Source organism: Plantibacter sp. MPB07 (genome assembly GCF_046619465.1).
In the GTDB taxonomy this organism is placed as follows: Bacteria; Actinomycetota; Actinomycetes; order Actinomycetales; family Microbacteriaceae; genus Plantibacter; species Plantibacter auratus.
Genome location: NZ_CP177043.1, coordinates 2,270,185 through 2,288,458, shown reverse-complemented (window position 1 = coordinate 2,288,458; position 18,274 = coordinate 2,270,185). Strand labels below are relative to the sequence as shown.

16 protein-coding genes are annotated in these 18,274 nt (G+C 68.0%); 13 read left to right on the top strand and 3 right to left on the bottom strand.

Features of this window, described 5'->3' with window-relative positions:
- The first annotated feature begins 14 nt into the window (after positions 1 to 14).
- Both ACLIME_RS10450 and ACLIME_RS10445 read left to right on the top strand, forming a co-directional pair.
- Positions 15 to 635: a phosphoribosylanthranilate isomerase gene (locus ACLIME_RS10450; RefSeq protein ID WP_124767341.1), complete on the top strand. Its 621-nt coding sequence runs from the start codon at positions 15 to 17 to the stop codon at positions 633 to 635.
- A 101-nt stretch (positions 636 to 736) separates the two neighbouring features.
- Entirely contained in the window at positions 737 to 1,147 is a 411-nt protein-coding gene (locus tag ACLIME_RS10445) for a DUF5684 domain-containing protein (protein ID WP_079706722.1), read from the top strand.
- A gap of 24 nt (positions 1,148 to 1,171) precedes the next feature.
- Here ACLIME_RS10445 and ACLIME_RS10440 read toward each other — a convergent pair whose 3' ends face one another.
- On the bottom strand, positions 1,172 to 2,329 hold the full coding sequence (locus ACLIME_RS10440) for an AAA family ATPase (RefSeq protein ID WP_192005847.1): 1,158 nt from the start codon (positions 2,327 to 2,329) through the stop codon (positions 1,172 to 1,174).
- A 320-nt stretch (positions 2,330 to 2,649) separates the two neighbouring features.
- On the opposite strand from ACLIME_RS10440, the gene rplJ reads away from it, so the two are divergent.
- The 5 genes from rplJ (at position 2,650) to ACLIME_RS10415 (ending at position 6,000) form a co-directional block, all read left to right on the top strand.
- Positions 2,650 to 3,168: a 50S ribosomal protein L10 gene (gene rplJ, locus ACLIME_RS10435; protein ID WP_079706724.1), complete on the top strand. Its 519-nt coding sequence runs from the start codon at positions 2,650 to 2,652 to the stop codon at positions 3,166 to 3,168.
- 78 nt (positions 3,169 to 3,246) lie between these two features.
- Positions 3,247 to 3,630, top strand: coding sequence for a 50S ribosomal protein L7/L12 (rplL, locus tag ACLIME_RS10430; protein ID WP_056014124.1), 384 nt, complete (start codon positions 3,247 to 3,249; stop codon positions 3,628 to 3,630).
- Between the two features lie 329 nt (positions 3,631 to 3,959).
- Positions 3,960 to 4,103, top strand: coding sequence for a hypothetical protein (locus ACLIME_RS10425; RefSeq protein ID WP_153303516.1), 144 nt, complete (start codon positions 3,960 to 3,962; stop codon positions 4,101 to 4,103).
- A 140-nt stretch (positions 4,104 to 4,243) separates the two neighbouring features.
- Positions 4,244 to 4,705 (top strand): MarR family winged helix-turn-helix transcriptional regulator, encoded by a 462-nt coding sequence (locus tag ACLIME_RS10420; protein WP_192005846.1) that lies wholly within the window; start codon positions 4,244 to 4,246, stop codon positions 4,703 to 4,705.
- Positions 4,702 to 6,000: an MFS transporter gene (locus tag ACLIME_RS10415; RefSeq protein WP_411556869.1), complete on the top strand. Its 1,299-nt coding sequence runs from the start codon at positions 4,702 to 4,704 to the stop codon at positions 5,998 to 6,000. Before ACLIME_RS10420 ends, ACLIME_RS10415 begins: the two co-directional genes overlap by 4 nt.
- Positions 6,001 to 6,112: 112 nt before the next feature.
- Here ACLIME_RS10415 and ACLIME_RS10410 read toward each other — a convergent pair whose 3' ends face one another.
- On the bottom strand, positions 6,113 to 7,162 hold the full coding sequence (locus ACLIME_RS10410; RefSeq protein ID WP_124767336.1) for a LacI family DNA-binding transcriptional regulator: 1,050 nt from the start codon (positions 7,160 to 7,162) through the stop codon (positions 6,113 to 6,115).
- A 298-nt stretch (positions 7,163 to 7,460) separates the two neighbouring features.
- Between ACLIME_RS10410 and ACLIME_RS10405 the strand changes: the two genes are divergently transcribed.
- The 3 genes from ACLIME_RS10405 (at position 7,461) to ACLIME_RS10395 (ending at position 11,006) form a co-directional block, all read left to right on the top strand.
- Positions 7,461 to 8,774 carry an ABC transporter substrate-binding protein gene (locus ACLIME_RS10405; RefSeq protein ID WP_079706728.1) on the top strand — a complete coding sequence of 438 codons (1,314 nt, stop codon included), beginning with the start codon at positions 7,461 to 7,463 and terminating at the stop codon, positions 8,772 to 8,774.
- Between the two features lie 127 nt (positions 8,775 to 8,901).
- A complete protein-coding gene (locus ACLIME_RS10400; RefSeq protein WP_411556868.1) occupies positions 8,902 to 10,035 on the top strand; it encodes a carbohydrate ABC transporter permease in 1,134 nt (377 codons plus the stop codon).
- A complete protein-coding gene (locus ACLIME_RS10395; protein ID WP_079706730.1) occupies positions 10,032 to 11,006 on the top strand; it encodes a carbohydrate ABC transporter permease in 975 nt (324 codons plus the stop codon). Before ACLIME_RS10400 ends, ACLIME_RS10395 begins: the two co-directional genes overlap by 4 nt.
- Positions 11,007 to 11,347: 341 nt before the next feature.
- On the opposite strand, the gene ACLIME_RS10390 is transcribed toward ACLIME_RS10395, so the two are convergent.
- Positions 11,348 to 12,139, bottom strand: coding sequence for an endonuclease domain-containing protein (locus tag ACLIME_RS10390; protein ID WP_411556867.1), 792 nt, complete (start codon positions 12,137 to 12,139; stop codon positions 11,348 to 11,350).
- A gap of 355 nt (positions 12,140 to 12,494) precedes the next feature.
- On the opposite strand from ACLIME_RS10390, the gene ACLIME_RS10385 reads away from it, so the two are divergent.
- From ACLIME_RS10385 to ACLIME_RS10375, 3 genes are all read left to right on the top strand, one after another.
- On the top strand, positions 12,495 to 14,384 hold the full coding sequence (locus tag ACLIME_RS10385; RefSeq protein ID WP_202938964.1) for an ABC transporter ATP-binding protein: 1,890 nt from the start codon (positions 12,495 to 12,497) through the stop codon (positions 14,382 to 14,384).
- A 194-nt stretch (positions 14,385 to 14,578) separates the two neighbouring features.
- Positions 14,579 to 16,816, top strand: a complete 2,238-nt coding sequence (locus tag ACLIME_RS10380) for an adenylate/guanylate cyclase domain-containing protein (protein ID WP_411556866.1) — start codon at positions 14,579 to 14,581, stop codon at positions 16,814 to 16,816.
- Positions 16,813 to 18,234, top strand: a complete 1,422-nt coding sequence (locus tag ACLIME_RS10375) for a mechanosensitive ion channel domain-containing protein (RefSeq protein ID WP_411556865.1) — start codon at positions 16,813 to 16,815, stop codon at positions 18,232 to 18,234. The genes ACLIME_RS10380 and ACLIME_RS10375 overlap by 4 nt, the downstream gene beginning before the upstream one ends.
- Positions 18,235 to 18,274 lie beyond the last annotated feature (40 nt).

The following is an 18,274-nucleotide window of genomic DNA, read 5'->3' as shown; positions in this document are numbered from 1 at the left end:
GTAGCGTGGTCCCCATGTGGGTCAAGGTGTGCGGTCTGTCCGAGGCGTCCGACGTCGCTGCGGCGGTGGACGCCGGAGTCGACGCGATCGGATTCGTCTTCGCGCCGGGGTCGCCCCGGACCATCGAGCCCGAACGCGTCGCCTCGCTGCTCGCCGACGTCCCCGAGTCGGTGCTCACGGTCGGCGTCTTCCGGCGCCAGTCGGTCGAGGAGGTCTCGCGGATCGCCGGTGCTGCCGGGGTGCAGGCCGTCCAGCTCCACGGTGACGAACCACCCGAGGCGTTCCAGGAGCTGCAGGCGATGGGATGGCGGACGCTCCGGGCGACCTCGGCGGTGCACTACGCCTCCGAGAACGCCGCCGAGCGCGCCGCCTACGCCGAGGAGCTGTTGCTCCTCGATGCACCTGACCCGGGAGCCGGGAAGACCTTCGACACGATCGCTCTGGTGGCGAACCCACCCACCCGCACGTGGATCCTCGCCGGTGGTCTCACGCCGGAGAACGTCCAGGGCCTCATCGCGGAACTCCGGCCCTGGGGAGTCGACGTGTCCAGCGGGGTCGAGTCCTCGCGCGGGGTGAAGTCGCCGGAGCTCATCCGCTCGTTCGTGCACGCCGCCCGCACCGCCCGGGCCGTCTGAGCGTCTGCGGGACACCCGCTGGTCCGGGGTGCGACCCGCGCGCTACATTCGTCGGATGAGGCGGTCGGTCGACCGCGATGACGACAAGGAGCGCCACCACCGTGATCGACACCATCCTGCTCGCCGCTGACGACAACGGTCGTGCCGCCATCGAGTTCATGAACGCCCCCGCCAACGTCTTCGGCGGCATCATCGGCTACGCGCTGTTCGTCGCATCCGTCTGGGGGATGTTCGAGAAGTCTGGCCGCTCCGGCTGGACCGCGATCATCCCGATCTACAACTGGTACGTCGTCGTGAAGCTCGCCGGCTTCACGGGTGCGGCGACCATCCTCTACTTCATCCCGCTCGTGAACATCGTGTTCGGGTGGATCGTCGGATGGCACATCGGCAAGCAGTTCGACAAGAGCACGGTGTTCCGGATCTTCGGACTCGTCCTGTTCCAGCTGATCGGGTTCTTCATCCTCAGCTACGGTTCGGACCGCTACCTGGGCAAGCAGGCCGACCGCGCCTAGCCGGCGGTCACCTGGGCCGGACGCTCACCGGGACGGCCAGGCCCACGGCGGCGTCGACAGCAGGCCCTGATCCTCGACGGTCGTCTCGCCGAGTCGCTTCACCAGCCGGTGTTCGTGCACCTCGCCGGCCTCGAGCATGGCCTCGATGAGTGGGCGGGCGTGGGAGACGACCACGAGCTGTGTGTCGGCGCTCGCCGCGGTGATGAGCCGAGCGAGCTGGGGGAGGAGGTCGCCGTGCAGGCTCGTCTCGGGCTCGTTCAACACCATGAGCTCGGGCGGGCGCGGAGTGAGGAGCGCCGCGACGAGCAGCAGGTAGCGGAGCGTGCCGTCGGACAGCTCGCCGGCCGAGAGCGGACGGAGCATCCCGGGCTGTTCGAGCTCCAGCCGGAACACCCCGTCGTCGGCGCGCACGCGCAGCACGCTGCCGGGGAAGGCGTCGTCGACGGCTGCGTCGAGGCGATCCCGTCCGCCGGACTCGATGATCGTCTGCACCGCGGCGGCGAGGTCCGCGCCGTCGTGTCCGAGCACAGGCGTCCTCGTCCCGACCTGCGGCGCACGTGCCGGGGCGTCGCGGTCGGTCCGGAACTGGTCGTAGAACCGCCAGCCGCGCACCTGGCCGCGCACGCGGAGGACCTCGGGCGTCGCGTCGGCGTCCGAGAACTCGGTGAGGATGCTCTCCGAGGTGCCGAGCGTTCGACCGATCGGACGCCACGACCCGTCGCGGACCCGGACCGCCGGACCGTGCCGGTCGACGAGCAGGCTGCTCGGTTTGGCCAGTGCACCGGCGAAGATCTGCTCCCGCTTGATCTCGGGGTCGCGACCGAACAGCGTCGTGGACGGCTGCGGGATCCCGAGGTCGATGAGATACCCCAGCGTGTCCGTCGCGAACCCGAGTCGCAGGCTGATCGGACCCGAACGGCGCGTGCCCTGGACCGGGACGGAGCCGTCGACCATGGCGCGACTCACGTGCTCGGGGCCGGCCCATAGTGTCGAGGAGAGCCCGCCGTCGCGGGCGAGGGATCCGACGACATCGCCGTCGCCCGCACTCGCGAGGAGTCGGAGTGCCCGGTAGAGGTTGGACTTGCCGGTGCCGTTCGCTCCGGTCACGACGTCGAGGCCGTGCAGCGGCAGCACGGTGTCTCGGATGGACCGGTAGCCGGAGATGGCGAGCGTCTGGATCATGGCTCCATGGTGCCGGTCGCCTCGGACATCCGGACGGGCGGTCGTGAGCGCCCGGTGCACGCCTGTCGGAACGGGGCCGGGGGTGTGTTATGGTTGTCGAAACCAAAGACCGCCGGTCACTGTCGCGTGCAAACGAGACAGTCGAAGGTTCTCATGACGAGACGTCCAGCGCAGGTGTATGAAGATCTGATCGAGGCTCGCCTCTCCCCAGCTCCGTGCGCTTGCGCCGGAGCTTTTTTCATGCCCGAACCCTTCGCCGGCCCGGCGGTTGGTGTGTGCGGCCTCCGCTGCATGCATTCAAGATTCGAAAAGGAGTGGCCATGGCGAACAAGGAAGCCTCGGTTGCCGAACTCACGGAGAAGTTCCAGAGCTCGACTGCCGTTCTGCTGACCGAGTACCGCGGCCTCACTGTTGCTCAGCTCAAGAACCTGCGCAAGAGCATCAGTGCGGACGCAACCTACGCCGTGGTGAAGAACACGCTGACCAAGATCGCGGCGAACAACGCCGGCATCTCGTCGTTCGACGACGAGCTCGCCGGTCCGTCCGCGATCGCATTCGTGCACGGTGACCCGGTCACCGTCGCGAAGGCTCTTCGTGACTTCGCCAAGGCAAACCCTCTCCTCGTGGTCAAGGGCGGTTACTTCGACGGTAACCCGCTGACCGCTGAAGAAGTCGGCAAGCTCGCCGACCTCGAGTCCCGTGAAGTGCTGCTGGCAAAGCTTGCCGGCGCCGTCAAGGCCTCGCTGTTCGGAGCTGCCTACCTCTTCAACGCACCGCTCTCGAAGGCCGTTCGCACGGTCGAGGCGCTGCGCGAGAAGCAGGAGTCCGCGGCCGAGTAATTCGGTTCCGCGAACAATCAACCCCGTACCTGTCCGCCGCGTGATGCGGTTGCAGGGCATGAAACAAGGAGAACAATCATGGCAAAGCTGTCAAACGAAGAACTGATCAACGCGTTCAAGGAGCTCACGCTCATCGAGCTCAGCGAGTTCGTCAAGCTGTTCGAGGAGACCTTCGAGGTCACCGCTGCTGCTCCCGTCGCCGTCGCCGGCCCGGCTGCTGCTGGCGCTGCTGTCGAAGAGGTCGAAGAGAAGACCGACTTCGACGTCATCCTCGAGGCTGCTGGCGACAAGAAGATCCAGGTCATCAAGACGGTCCGCGAGCTCACCTCGCTCGGCCTCGGCGAGGCCAAGGCTCTCGTCGACGGCGCTCCGGCTGCCGTCCTCGAAGGTGCCAACAAGGAAGCCGCTGACAAGGCGAAGGAAGCCCTCGAGGCTGCCGGCGCCACCGTCACGCTCAAGTAGTCGGTCCCCTGCGGGGGACAACCACTGGGCTGGCGACCGACTCCGGTCGGTCGCCGCTGACGATCGCGGATCTTCTTGAGACGAGTGCTGCACGCACTCGGCAGAGACATCCGTGATCGGAGGGCATCGCCCCCGATTCGTTCGGGAGCGGTGCCCTCCGTCAGTTAATCGGAGGGCCTGCGATTCGTCGCGTCACTCCACACGGACGCGGATGCTCTGCACCCGTCGACGACGTTCGTCGACGGTTCACGCAGGTATCCGCGTCGTCGTCCCGCTCCGTGTGAGCGTGGGCCGTCGGTGCGGTGCCCGAATCGGGAGAACCCACCACCATGAACACCCACGCACGCTGGCGTGCAACCATCACCTGGATCCGAGCCCAGCTCGCATCCGCCTTCACCGAGTCGGAACGGGCGAGCGACGCCCATCCGCCCGATCCGCGGGTCAGCCAGTCCTTCACCACCTGGATGCGCTGACCGGTTCACAATTCAGGTCCGCCTGGGCGAGTCCCGCCCTGCGGGAGGCTCCCGGTGCCGACGCGCCGGGAGCCTCCTGAATGGTGATCACCGGACTGAGGGTGCAAGTGCATAGCTTAGCTATGTATACTGGATGGATCATGACCGAGAACCGTACGCATTCACCCCTGCACACCATCCTCGGCGACCTCATCACGGCATCGCACCGGCTCACCCGCCTTGCCGCCCAGGCCACCGGATCCTCCGAATCGCCCGCCGTCTGGCGCACGCTCTCCGTGCTCACCACGGTCGGCCCCGTCCGGGTCGGCGAACTGGCCCGCCAGAGCCGGGTGTCCCAACCCACGATGACGAAGCTCGTGCAGAGCCTCGACGAGCGCGACTGGATCAAACGGATCGCCGACGTCGACGACCACCGCGCGTGGCTCATCGCCATCGCCCCCAAGGGGACGGCCGCCCTCCTCGCCTGGCTTGACGAGCTCACCAACGCCCTGGAGCCGGCCTTCACCGACCTCGAGGACGACGACCTCGCTGCGATCGCCAGGACGGTCGAGATCATCCAGGCCCGCGTGGCCGTCGAGGTCGCCTCGGAGCTGACGGCATGAGCGCCGAAACCAGCGCACGCACGTCCTCCGTGCCCACGCCCACGGCGTCGAGCCACGGCCACGGCGCCGGCCACAGTGCAGACCTCGGCGGCATCCTGCACCAGCCGAAGGCCGTCTGGGCGGTCGCCTTCGCGAGCGTCATCGCCTTCATGGGCATCGGCCTCGTCGACCCGATCCTCCCCGCGATCGCCGAAGACCTCCAGGCGACGCCGACCCAGGCCGAGATGCTCTTCACGAGCTACCTGCTCGTCACCGGCGTGGCCATGCTCTTCACGAGCTGGCTGTCGAGCCGGATCGGTGCCAAACGCACGCTCCTCATCGGACTCGCACTCGTCGTCCTGTTCGCCCTCCTCGCGGGCCTGTCCGACTCCGTCGGAGCCGTCATCGGCTTCCGGGCCGGCTGGGGCCTCGGCAACGCGCTCTTCATCTCGACGGCACTCGCCACCATCGTCGGTGCTGCAGCGGGCGGCCGCGCCAACGCGATCATCCTGTACGAAGCGGCACTCGGGCTCGGCATCGCGATCGGTCCACTCCTCGGTGGTCTCCTCGGCGGCATCGGCTGGAAGTGGCCGTTCTTCGGCACCGCGACGCTCATGGCCGTCGGGTTCATCGCGATCGTCACCCTGCTGAAGACCGAGGGGCCGAAGCCTGAGCCGCTCAAGCTGTCCGCGCCGTTCAAGGCGCTGGCGATCCCGTCGCTCGGCATCCTCGCGGCAGCCGCCCTGTTCTACAACATCGGCTTCTTCACCCTGCTCGCCTACTCGCCGTTCCCGCTCGGCCTCGATGCGATGGGTCTCGGGTTCACCTTCTTCGGCTGGGGTGTCGCGCTGGCGATCACGAGCGTGTTCGTCGCACCGCTGCTCACGGCTCGGATGCGTCGCACCTCCGTGATCAAGCTGGTCCTGCCGTTGCTGGCGCTGAACCTCGTCGCGGCCGGACTCCTCGTGCAGTCCACCACCGGCCTCATCGTCTGCATCGTCGTCGGCGGACTCCTGCTCGGCGTCATGAACACGGTGCTGACCGAGTCGGTCATGGAGGCGACGGACCTGCCGAGCAACGTCGCATCCTCGGCGTACTCGTCCGTACGGTTCCTCGGTGGGGCCATCGCGCCGCCGGCCGCCGCGGAGATCGCGAAGCTCCTCTCGCCTGCCGCACCGTACTACGTGGCCGCCGGCTCGCTCATCGTCGCGGTCCTCATCGTCGTCCTCGGACGCAAGCACCTCGCCCGCGTCGACGGTCCGGTGGAGAGCGAACTCGACGAGGCCATCGCGATCACCGCAGCCGACGCGAGCTGATCCGACCGGTCACCGCGCCCCACTGACGCGAGCGCTCCCCTCCGGGGGCCCGCGCTCACGGCAGTGAGGCGCGCTCGCGTCCGCGCACCGCGCTGGGGGCGCAGCCGGGTGTCTACTCGGCTGACTCGGGGCGGGTCGTGGTCTGTCGGATCACCAGACGGGTCGGCCAGCGCACCTCGGAGACGGTGCTGCCCGGCTCCCCGGAGTCCGGGGCCTGCGTGCGTTGCTCGTCCTCCAGGTCTTGGAGGAGGATCTCGACGGCATGCCGCCCCTGCGCGCGGGGCTCCTGCTCGAAGGTGGTGAGCGCGAACATCTCCGCGTAGGAGTGCCCGTCGATCCCGATGACCGACAGCTCCGCCGGAACGGTGATCCCGAGGCGTCGTGCGGCGATGATGATGCCGATCGCCACCTCGTCCGTCGAGGCGAACACCGCCGTCGGGCGGATCCTCGCGTCCCGCAGCAACTGCGCCGCGGCCTCGTACCCGCCCGGCAACGAGTGGACCGCGGGCAGGACGTGCACGGCCGAGGTGAGCCCTGCATCCTCCATCGCCGCGAGGTAGCCGGCCAGGCGCCTGCCGTGCACGGTGTCCGTCTGCAGTTCGGCGTCGTGACCGGTGATGTGGGCGATGCGCGTGTGCCCGAGCGTCATGAGGTGCTCCGTCGCCTCGCGGCCGAGCGCCTGGTCGTCGATGTTGATGGAGTGGGCCCCGCGGATGTTGCCGCCGATCGACACGAGTGGACGGGGGTTGGCGAGCAGGCGCGCGATCTCGTCCTGCGAGGCCTCGATCCCGATCGAAATCATGCCGTCGAAGCGCTTGTTCGTGAGGTACGAGTCGAAGATGCGGTCGCGTTCCGGGGAGTCGGGCGGCAGATGGTGGAGCGTCAGGTCGTAGCCCCGCGCACGGAGTGCCCCCTCGGCGCCCTCGAGGACCTCCCCGAAGTACCAGCGGTTGAGGAACGAGGTGAGGACACCGATGGCCAGCGTGCGTCCGGTGGACAGGCTCGCGGCGATGGGCGAGGCGACGTACCCGATCGTGGCCGCGGCCTGCACGACCCGTTCCCGGGTCTCGGCCGACACGTATCCGCGCCCGGTGAGCGCTCGCGAGGCCGTCGCTTTCGAGACGCCGGCGAGGGCCGCGACATCGCTGATGGCACCACTCATGCCGACTCCCTCCGTTGGGTAGCACCACCATAGCGAATCTGGAACAGACCTGGAACTGCCGACTGGAACTGATCCATAACATCTGGAACGCGAATGGACCGCCCGGCCGCATGATTTCGGTGGGAGCGCTCTCACTGTCTATTTCGTTATGTTCTCGTGCTTGCATCCTGTCGCCGGGTGAAGTACTTTGACGCATGGAAACGGTTCCGCATCCGGGCCGATTCCGCACCAGTGCATCATCGGAACGGCTCGACCCTGGAGACGTTCGAACCTGCAGCACTCAATGAGGAGGACACAGATGAGTTTCATTCGGACCCGCCGGACGGCCCTGCCGCTGGCCGTCCTGGCCGTCGCGGGCGTCGCGCTCACCGCTTGTTCAGGCGGATCGGGCAGCAGCGGCGGTGGCGACGACGACAAGACCGTCACCATCTACGGGACGATCGCCGACACCGAGGCGAAACTGCTCGAGGAGAGCTGGGCCGACTTCGAGAAGGACAGCGGCATCACGATCAAGTACGAGTCCTCCAAGGAGTTCGAGTCGCAGATCGGTATCCGCGCCCAGGGCGGCAACCCGCCCGACCTCGCGATCTTCCCGCAGCCCGGCCTCCTGGCCGACCTCGCCAAGCGCGACTACCTGAAGCCCGCGCCCGACAGCGTCAAGGCGAACATCGAGAAGTACTGGTCGAAGGACTGGGCCGCCTACGGCACCGTCAACGACACCGTCTACGGCGCGCCGCTCATGGCGAGCGTCAAGGGCCTCGTCTGGTACCAGCCGGCCAAGTTCAAGGAATGGGGCGTCGAGGTCCCGAAGACCTGGGACGAGCTGCTCACGCTGACCAAGACGATCCAGGAGAAGACGGGTGCAGCACCCTGGTGCGCCGGCTTCGGCTCCGGCGACGCCTCGGGCTGGCCCGGCACCGACTGGATCGAAGACCTCGTCCTGCGCCAGCAGGGCCCGGACGTCTACGACGACTGGGTGGCCAACAAGGTCAAGTTCACCGACCCGAAGATCAAGGAAGCGTTCGACTCGGTCGGCGAGATCCTCAAGAACCCGGAGTACGTGAACGCGAGCTTCGGCGACGTGTCCTCGATCAACTCGACCGAGTTCGGTGACGTCGCTCCGGCGCTCGCCTCCGGCGCCTGCGCACTGCACCACCAGGCATCCTTCTTCTCCGGCTTCCTCGAGGACGCCGGCGCGACCGTCGCCCCCGACGGTGACGTGTGGGCCTTCGTGACCCCCGGCATCAAGGAGGGCGAGACCGCTGTCACCGGTGGTGGCGAGATCGTCGGCGCGTTCAGCGACGACGAGAGCACCGTCAAGGTCCAGGAGTACCTCTCGAGCCCTGAGTGGGCGAACAAGCGGGTCAAGCTCGGCGGCGTCATCTCGGCCAACAACGGCCTCGACCCGGCGAACGCCTCGACCCCGATCCTCAGCCAGGCGATCGAGATCCTGCAGGACGAGAAGACCACGTTCCGCTTCGACGCCTCCGACCTGATGCCCGGTGCCGTCGGCGCCGGAACCTTCTGGAAGGGCCTCGTGAACTGGATCAACGGCGACGAGACCGACCAGGTCCTCAAGGACATCGAAGCCGGCTGGCCCTCCAGCGAGTAATCGATATCCGGAACTGCTGCTCAAGAGCGGAAGCGCCGGAGGGTGATCACCCTCCGGCGCTTCCGCCTCGGCAGTGGAACCCCCTAGGGTTCACTCAGGGTCCAACGCCGTACTCGAAAGGCCAGCTATGTCAGGTTTCCTCAACTGGTTGGGCGGACTGCCACCGCTCGCCCAGATCCCGATCGTCGTCATCGCCTTCGGCGCGGTGGTGGCCCTCCTCCTCTTCTTCGTGGACATCGCGCCACGCAAGGGCACCCTCTACACGGTCATCCGTCTGGCGTTCTGCGTCCTGGTGCCCGTGATCGTCGTCCTCTTCTTCGGCTCGTTCCTGTGGGCCGCGGCCGTCGCAGCCGTCCTGGGTGGCTTGCTCTTCCTCCTCGACTACCGCTCCAAGAAGGGCGTCGGGTACCTCGTCCAGCTCGTCGGCTTCCTCGCACCGGCCTTCCTGCTGCTGCTGATCGGCCTGATCCTGCCGTCGATCAACACGACGATCGCCGCATTCATGTCGGCGTCCGGCAAGAACTTCGTCGGGCTGAACAACTTCATCTGGCTGTTCACGCAGCCGAGCGCGATCCGCACCGTGATCAACACGATCATCTGGGTGCTGCTCGTCCCGGCGCTGTCGACGGCCTTCGGCCTCGCCTATGCGGTGTTCATCGACAAGTCCCGCGGTGAGAAGTACTTCAAGATCCTCGTCTTCATGCCGATGGCGATCTCCTTCGTCGGCGCATCCATCATCTGGCGCTTCATCTACGCCTACCGTGAGGCCGGCGCGACCCAGATCGGTCTGCTCAACCAGATCGTCGTGTGGTTCGGCGGCACCCCGGTGCAGTGGTTGCAGAACGAGCCGTGGAACACGCTGTTCCTCATCGTCGTGCTCATCTGGGTGCAGACCGGGTTCGCGATGGTCGTCCTGTCCGCCGCGATCAAGGGTGTCCCCACCGAGCAGATCGAGGCCGCCGAGCTCGACGGCACGAACGGCTGGCAGCGCTTCACCAACGTCATCGTCCCCGGCATCCGCTCCTCGCTGGTCGTCGTCGTCACGACGATCTCCATCGCGTCGCTGAAGGTCTTCGACATCGTCCGCACCATGACCGCCGGCAACAACGGCACCTCGGTCATCGCGAACGAGATGTACACCCAGTTCAAGAACTTCGAGAACGGCCGGAGTGCGGCGTTCGCCGTGATCCTGTTCATCCTCGTGCTGCCGATCGTCATCTACAACGCACGGCAGATCAAGAAGCAGAGGGAGATCCGATGAGTGCTGTGCAGCCGATCGAACTACCGATCGACGAGTCCACCAAGGACCAGCTCGCGAAGGGTGAGCGCGGCATCGAGGCTGCGAGCCGACGGACGAAGAAGCGGCTCACGAGCCGTGGCGCGACCATCGCGGCCGTCGTCATCGCCGTGCTGTGGACGATCCCGACCTTCGGTCTCTTCGTCTCCTCATTCCGGCCTGAGCAGCAGGTGAAGACCACCGGTTGGTGGACGATCTTCTCCGACTTCCAGGTCACCATCGACAACTACGTGCAGGTGCTGCAGGCCGGCAACTCGACGCTGAACCTGGCGGGCTCGTGGGTCAACTCGATCGCCATCGCGGTCCCGGCGACCCTGATCCCGCTGGTGGTGGCGAGCCTCGCGGCGTACGCGTTCGCGTGGATCGACTTCCGCGGCAAGAACTTCCTGTTCATCCTCGTGTTCGCGCTGCAGGTCGTGCCGATCCAGATGGCGCTCGTCCCGCTGCTGTCGACCTTCTCCCGTGGCCTGAACATCTTCGGTCTGCAGGTCGGCGAGGGACTGGACGCGAGCGGCACCTTCGCCCAGGTGTGGATCGCCCACACCATGTTCGCGCTGCCGCTGGCGATCTTCCTGCTGCACAACTTCGTCGCGGAGATCCCCGGCGAGGTCATCGAGGCGGCACGCGTCGACGGCGCCGGTCACGGTCAGATCTTCTTCCGGATCGTGCTGCCGCTGACGATGCCCGCCATCGCGTCGTTCGCGATCTTCCAGTTCCTGTGGGTGTGGAACGACCTGCTGGTCGCGCTCATCTTCGCGGACGGCGAGGTCGCACCGATCACGAAGCTGCTGGCGGAGATCACGGGTACGCGTGGCAACGAGTGGCACCTGCTCACGGCCGGCGCGTTCATCTCGATCCTCGTCCCGCTGGTCGTGTTCTTCGCGCTGCAGCGGTACTTCGTCCGCGGGCTCCTGGCCGGTTCGACGAAGGGCTGACCCGACGCCGCGGTTCGATCCTCCGATCGACAGCGTCGTCGGTGCGCGAACGCCTCGGGAGCTCACGCTCCCGGGGCGTCCGTGCGTCTGCCGGCCGTTCGTTCTCCTGGTCCCGATGGCCCTTTCTCAGGAGAGTTGCGGTGCGTCGTGTCGGTGTGCGCCCGGCGTGCCGGGGGAGTCCTGAGAAAGGGACGGAGGCGAATTCCGGCGGACGAATGACGGGGATGGTCCTTTCTCAGGAGAGTTGTGGTGCGTCGTGCCCGAGTACACCCGGCGCGCCGGGGGAGTCCTGAGAAAGGGACGGAGTGCAGGCTGGCAGGTGCGAGGGTGATCGGATCCGCTCAGCGGGGCCTTGGGCGGCCCCGCGCGAGCGCTGCGCGGACCGCTCCGATGACCGCGTACCAGTCGTCCATCACCATGCGATAGGTGAAACGGAGCGAGCGGTAGCCGCGGATCGCCAACTGGGCGTCGCGCCAGCGGTCCTGTTCATGGGCGTCGGGCGTGTCGTGGAACGCGCGCCCATCCCACTCGACCACCAGCCAGCCCTCGATCAGCTCGTCGACGCGCCCGACACCGGGGATGTCGACCTGGTGTCGACCGGCGATCCCGGCCCGTTCGAGGCGGATGCGACCGATGCTCTCGAGGAAACTCTCGCATCCCGACTCCAGCCGAGGGAGTCTGCGCCTGCGCGCGTGCGGGAGTTCGTCCAGCCACGCGCGGAGCGCCCGCCCGCGGTGGGGTTCTCGGTGCAGCACCGAGTCCAAGATCGCGCCGGCGACGTCAGGGTGCTGGCAGGTGACGATCTGACGAACTGCCGACTCACGGCTCACCACGAGGAGCGGCGCGATCGAACCGCCCCGAGGGACCACCGGTTGATCGTCGTCCAAGTGCAGGACAATGTCGTCCCGGTCCTGCGCGGGCGGATGACATCGGCGGTCGCTCACATCGCGGAGGCGTCCCGCGTTCGACGGGACGGCAACGTGTATGCGCCGGTCTTCCGGTGTGGCCCAGCCGAACCAGGCGGCCGCCGAGATGCACGCGAGTCTCCCGCCGACCCGAACGGCTTGGACGATCTCCGGGGGTGCACCGTGGTCCGCGTACCAGCCTCGTTTCACCCTGATCAGCTCGGCCATCTCGACCGCGAGTCGGAGCGACCGTTTGGAGTGGCCGCGAGCCCGAAGCTGATGGACCGTGGCGATACCGTACGCCGGGCCCAAGGCGTAGGTTCCTCCTGTCATTGGTCGATCGTCCACCCGGTGTCGCGGGACCGCCGAGTCACGCTGCTCATCTGGGGATGATCCGCCCCGCAGTGGACCTGGGGAGCGGACTCGCGGCGGTGACCCTTTCTCAGGACAGTTGCGGCGGGTCGGAGAGCGGGCGAGGTGACGCGCCAGCGGACTCCTGAGAAAGGACACGGAGCGGGAAGCCTACGCGGACGGGGACAAGGGCGGGGAGGACGGTGGGCGGGGATAGGGTGGCGGGATGAGCATGCACGGCGGACGGGGCGGGCCACGCGGCGGTGCACCCGGGGGCGGCGGGCCTCGAGCGGGCAGCCGCGTCAGCGGTGGCGACATGGCGGCGCAGAAGGCGCTCAACGCCGAGGCACCGAGGATCCCGAACCTCGGCAAGCGCATCGTCGCACTGTTCGTGCCGTTCCGCGCGAAGATCATCCTCACGATGGTGCTCGTCGTCATCGGTGCCGCCCTCGCGGTGCTCCCTCCGCTGCTGGTCAAGCAGGCGTTCGACGTCGGCCTGTTCCCGACCGACGGCGGCACTCCGAACCTCGTCGCCCTCGCGGAGATCGTCGGCGTGATGGTGGCGCTGTTCATCATCGCCGCCCTGCTCGGCGTCTGGCAGACCTACCTCACGGCGACCGTCGGCAACAGTGTCATGGGCGCCCTGCGCATCAAGCTGTTCTCGCAGTTGCAGGCGATGGAACTGAGCTTCTTCACCCGCACGAAGACGGGCATCATCCAGTCGCGCCTCCAGAACGACGTCGGTGGCGTCGCGAACGTCCTCACCAACACCGTGTCGAGCGTGCTCGGCAACACCGTGACGGTCATCTCCGCGCTCGTCGCGATGCTCATCCTCAACTGGCAACTGACGATCGTCGCCCTCATCCTCATGCCGATCCTCGTGATCGCGCAGCGCCGCGTGGGTCAGGTCCGGGCACGGATCGCGACGAAGACGCAGGAGTCGCTGTCGGAGATGACCGCGATCACCCAGGAGGCCCTGAGCGTCTCCGGCGTGCTCCTCGCGAAGAGCTTCAACCGCCAGGACACCGAGGTCGAGCGCTACAGCGCCGAGAACCGCACCCAGATCCGCCTCCAGGTCAGCCAGGCGATGAGCGGCCAGTGGTTCTTCGCGATGGTCAACATCTTCCTGTCGTCCATCCCCGCGATCGTGTACCTGGTGGCCGGCTGGCTCATCACCGGCGGGGCGGTGGACGTCACCGCCGGCTCGATCGTGGCCTTCACCACCATCCAGGCCCGCCTGCTGTTCCCGCTCATGGGCGTGATGCGCGTCGCCCTCGACCTGCAGACCTCCGGCGCCCTCTTCGCGCGGATCTTCGAGTACCTCGACCTCAAGCCCGCGATCGCCGACCGCCCCGGCGCCGCACCGCTCCCGAGCGTCGCACCGCAGATCCGCTTCGACGACGTCACGTTCCGCTACGCCGATGCCCAGGACGACTCGACCCCCACGCTCGACGGCGTCTCCTTCACGATCGAACCCGGACAGTTCGCCGCGTTCGTCGGACCGTCGGGAGCAGGCAAGACGACCATCTCCTACCTCATCCCGCGCTTCCAGGAGGTCTCGGGCGGACGGGTCATGGTGGCGGGCGCAGACGTCCGCGACGTCACGCAGGAGTCCCTCGTCTCCCGCATCGGCATCGTCAGTCAGGAGACCTACCTCTTCCACGCGACGATCGCCGAGAACCTCCGCTACGCGAAGCCCGACGCGACCCTCGAGGAGCTCGAGACCGCCTGCCGCGCGGCGAACATCCACGAGACGATCGCTCGCTTCGAGGACGGCTACGACACGCTCGTCGGGGAGCGCGGCTACCGGTTGTCCGGCGGCGAGAAGCAGCGCATCGCCATCGCGCGCGTGCTGTTGAAGGACCCGGAGGTGCTCATCCTCGACGAGGCGACGAGCGCTCTCGACACGATCTCCGAACGGGTCGTACAAGTGGCCCTCGACGACGCGACCCGCGGACGCACCACGGTGTCGATCGCGCACCGCCTGTCGACCATCGTGCACGCCGACGTCATCTTCGTGCTCGATCGCGGGCGCATCGTGGAGCGCGGCACCCACCAGGAACTGCTCGCCGCCGGCGGCGTGTACGCGACCCTCTACGCCCAGCAGGCCGTCACCGTCTGAGCAGGACGTCGCGTCGCGTCGTGCACGTCGACGACGCGCTGACGTGAGGAGGCCGGTCCGGCGCAGTCCGGCCAGCGAAGAATCGCGGTCCAGCCATTGTGGGCGCGCGACACGGGTGGCTAGAGTGAGCGCCATCGTGACCCCCCGAAGGAGGGGGTGACCGCGCACCGCCGGATCGAGTAGGGGACTCGTCGATGACCGCAGCTGTGGACGCACCATCCGGATCCTCGCCAGACGGCCCCGCGCCGACAGTCCAGTCAGGCCCGCCGATCCCAGCTGCCCCCTCCCCGGCCGCCAGGTCCCGCGGGTTCGGTCGCGGACGGTTCGGTCGCCCCGGCTTCAGCATCCAGTCGAAGCTGCTCGTCATGCTGCTGCTCGTCAGCGTGGGAGCGTCGATCGTGACCGGGATCGTCGGGTACCTGTCCGGCAGTGACTCGCTGCGCCAGGCGTCGTTCGAGCGGCTGACCGAGGTCCGGGAGTCCCGCGCCCGTGAGATCACGAACTACTACGACCAGACGCGCGACTCGCTCGTCGTCTACACCCGCGGCACCACGGTGGTCGACGCGATGAACGGCTTCCACGACGCCTTCCACGAGTTGGAGGAGCAGCCGGTGGACCCGGCGCGCGCGTCGACGGTGACGTCGTTCTACGAGGACACGTTCGCTCCGGAGCTCGCCGAACGCACCGGTGACGAGGCGGACCCGGCTGCGTTCATCCCGACGAACCCGGCCGAGACCTACCTGCAGTCGGTGTACACGCCGGGCGACCTCGACTACGACACCGCCATCACCGTCGACGATGCCGGTGACGGGAGCGCCTGGTCGTCCGTGCACGCGCAGTACCACGACTACTTCCGCGAGATCATCGACCGTTTCGGGTACGAGGACGCCCTGCTCATCGATGACGAGGGCGACGTCGTCTACAGCGCCTACAAGGGTCCGGACCTCGGTACGAACGTCCTCACCGGCCCCTACAAGGGCGGCGTGCTCGAGGACGGCTTCACCGCGGCGCTCCGGTCGAACGCGATCGACTACGTGGGCATCACCGACTTCGAGCGCTACCAGCCGTCGCTCAACGTCCCGACGCAGTGGATCTTCTCACCGGTCGGCGAGAACGGTCGGGTCGACGGGGTGATGGCGCTGCAGGTCCCGATCGAGGCGATCAACGACATCATGACCGGCTTCGGCCAGTGGGAGCAGGACGGCCTGGGGGAGACCGGTGAGACGTACCTCGCCGGGCCCGATCAACTCATGCGCTCGACCTCCCGTCTGCTGATCGAGGATCCGAAGGCGTACGAGCGGGCCGCGGTCGCCGCCGGCACACCGCCGGAGACCGCCGCGCGTGCCGTTGCCGTCGCGGGGACGATCCAGATCCAACCGACCCGCACCGTCTCGGTCGAGCGTGCGCTCGCGGGCGAGACCGGCACCACCATCGGGCGCGGCTACCTCGGTGAGGAGAACCTCACGGCGTACACCCCGGTCGACATCGACGGGCTCCAGTGGGTGCTCGTCGCCCGGGTCGACGCCGCCGAGGCCTTCGCGCCGGTGACCGACTTCACCCGCAACCTCGTCATCTCGGTGCTCGCCATCGTGGTCGTGGTGTCGTTGCTCTCCCTGCTCCTGGCGCAGGTGTTCGCCCGGCCGGTGCGGGCACTCGTCGGCGCGGTGCGGCGGGTGGCCGGTGGCGACTACAGCGTCGAGGTGCCGAACACCCGACGCGACGAGTTCGGCGACCTCGGCTCGGCCTTCAACGACATGAGCCGCAGCCTGAGACTCAAGCAGGAGCTCATCGAGGAGCAGCGAGCGGAGAACGAGAAGCTGCTGCTCACCCTCATGCCGGCGTCGGTCGCCAAGCGCTACAAGGACGGTGAGGAGACGATCTCCGAGGTCCACCAGGACGTGTCCGTCATCTTCGCCGACCTCGTCGGGTTCGACGACCTGACCCGCGGCCTCGATCCGGAGCGGGAGCTGTCGATGCTCAACGCGCTGGTCCGCAGCTTCGACGAGGCGGCCGAGCGGCTCGGGATCGAGCAGGTGCGGACACTGCGGGAGGGGTATCTCGCGAGCTGCGGGCTGATCGTCCCACGAGTCGACAACGTGCGTCGGACCCTCGACTTCGCGCTCGAGATGCGCACGATCGTCGAACGCTTCAATGCGCAGCACCAGGCGAACCTCACCCTGCGGGTCGGCGTGGACGCCGGTGTCGTGACGAGCGGCCTCGTCGGCCGGACGAGCCTCGCCTACGACATGTGGGGCGACGCGGTGAGCCTCGCCAACCAGGTGCAGTCGGTCTCCGGGACGGCCGGCATCTTCGTCAGTCAGCGGGTACGTGACCGTATGCAGGACACCGTCGCCTTCGAGGCCGCCGGCACCGTGGAGACGCGCGGCGGTCCGCAGGCCGTCTGGCAGGTCGTCTCGGGGCCGAAGTCATGACGCAGGTGTGGCAGGAGGCGTGGTTCCCCTGGGCTGTGGCGCTGGCCGTCGGCGTCCCCGTGCTGCTCATCGTCCTGACCGAGGTGCTCGGTGCGCTCAACCGCCGGAAGCACGCTGCGGCGAAACCGATCCGTCTGCTGCGCAACTACGTGGTGCCGGTCGGCGCGGTGTTCGCGCTCCTCGTGTTCGCCACAGCGCGGGCGGACGACAGCACCTGGGTGCGGATCGTCGGCACCCTCCTCGGGTTCCTCGTGATCCTGCTCATCCTCTCCGCCTTCAACGTCGCCCTGTTCGCGAACGCCGAGGAGGGGTCGTGGCGCGACCGGATCCCGTCGATCTTCGTGGACCTCGCCCGGCTGGCCCTCATCCTCATCAGCCTCGCGATCCTGTTCTCGTGGGTGTGGGGAGCCGACATCGGTGGCCTCGTCACCGCGCTCGGCGTGACGTCGATCGTGATCGGCCTCGCCCTGCAGAACGCGGTCGGCGGGGTCATCTCGGGACTGCTGCTGCTGTTCGAGCAGCCGTTCCGTCTCGGCGACTGGCTCGACACGGGAAGCGTCCGCGGTCGCGTGGTCGAGGTGAACTGGCGTGCGGTCCACCTCGACACCGGCAACGGCATCCAGATCGTGCCGAACTCCTCGCTCGCGGGGGCGTCGTTCACGAACCTCAGCCAACCGGTGGGTGCGTACACCGCGAGCGTCGAGGTGACCTTCTCGACCGACGACCCGCCGGACGACGTGCTCCGGCTGCTCCGCGAGGTCGGATCGGGCCTGCCGATGCTCGAGCCGGGGGACGTGGTCTCCGCGTCCTACCTCGGCGCAGCGCGGTTCTCCGTCACCCTGCCCGTGTCCGGGCCCTCCACCGCCGACGCCGCGGTCGCCCTGTTCCGCGCCTGGCTCTGGTACGCCTCGCGGCGCCGCGGTCTCGCGCTCGACGGCGACGGCTCCGACCCGGTCGCGACGCCGGAGCGCTTGCGGAGTGCCATCGCCGCACTGGCACCGACCCTCCACGCGCGGGAGGAGGACTACGACGAGCTCGCCCGGACGTGCACACTCGAGCGGTACGGGCCGGGGGAGACCATCCAGCAGGCGGGCACGATCCCCGGCGCGATGCGGTTCCTCGTGGAGGGTGGCGTCCATCTCGCCGTGCCGACGACGGACGGGCTCATCACCTTCCAACGACTCGGCGTCGGCGACTTCATCGGCCAGACGGCGCTGACGAGGGAGGTCGCCATGGCCGCCGCGATCGCCGACGGGACGACCCTGGTCCTGCGGATGCCGCTGTCCACCATCGATCAGCTCGTGCGGAGCAAGCCCCGCCTGGCCCAGGAGATCGGCGCCTCGATCGACAACAAGCACCGGCAGGCGCAGGCGGCGCTCGCCGAGGCGGGGATCGTCCGCGGTACGATCGGCCGGTAGCCAGCAGCCGTCCCCAGCCGAGCGAGGAACCGATGCCGAA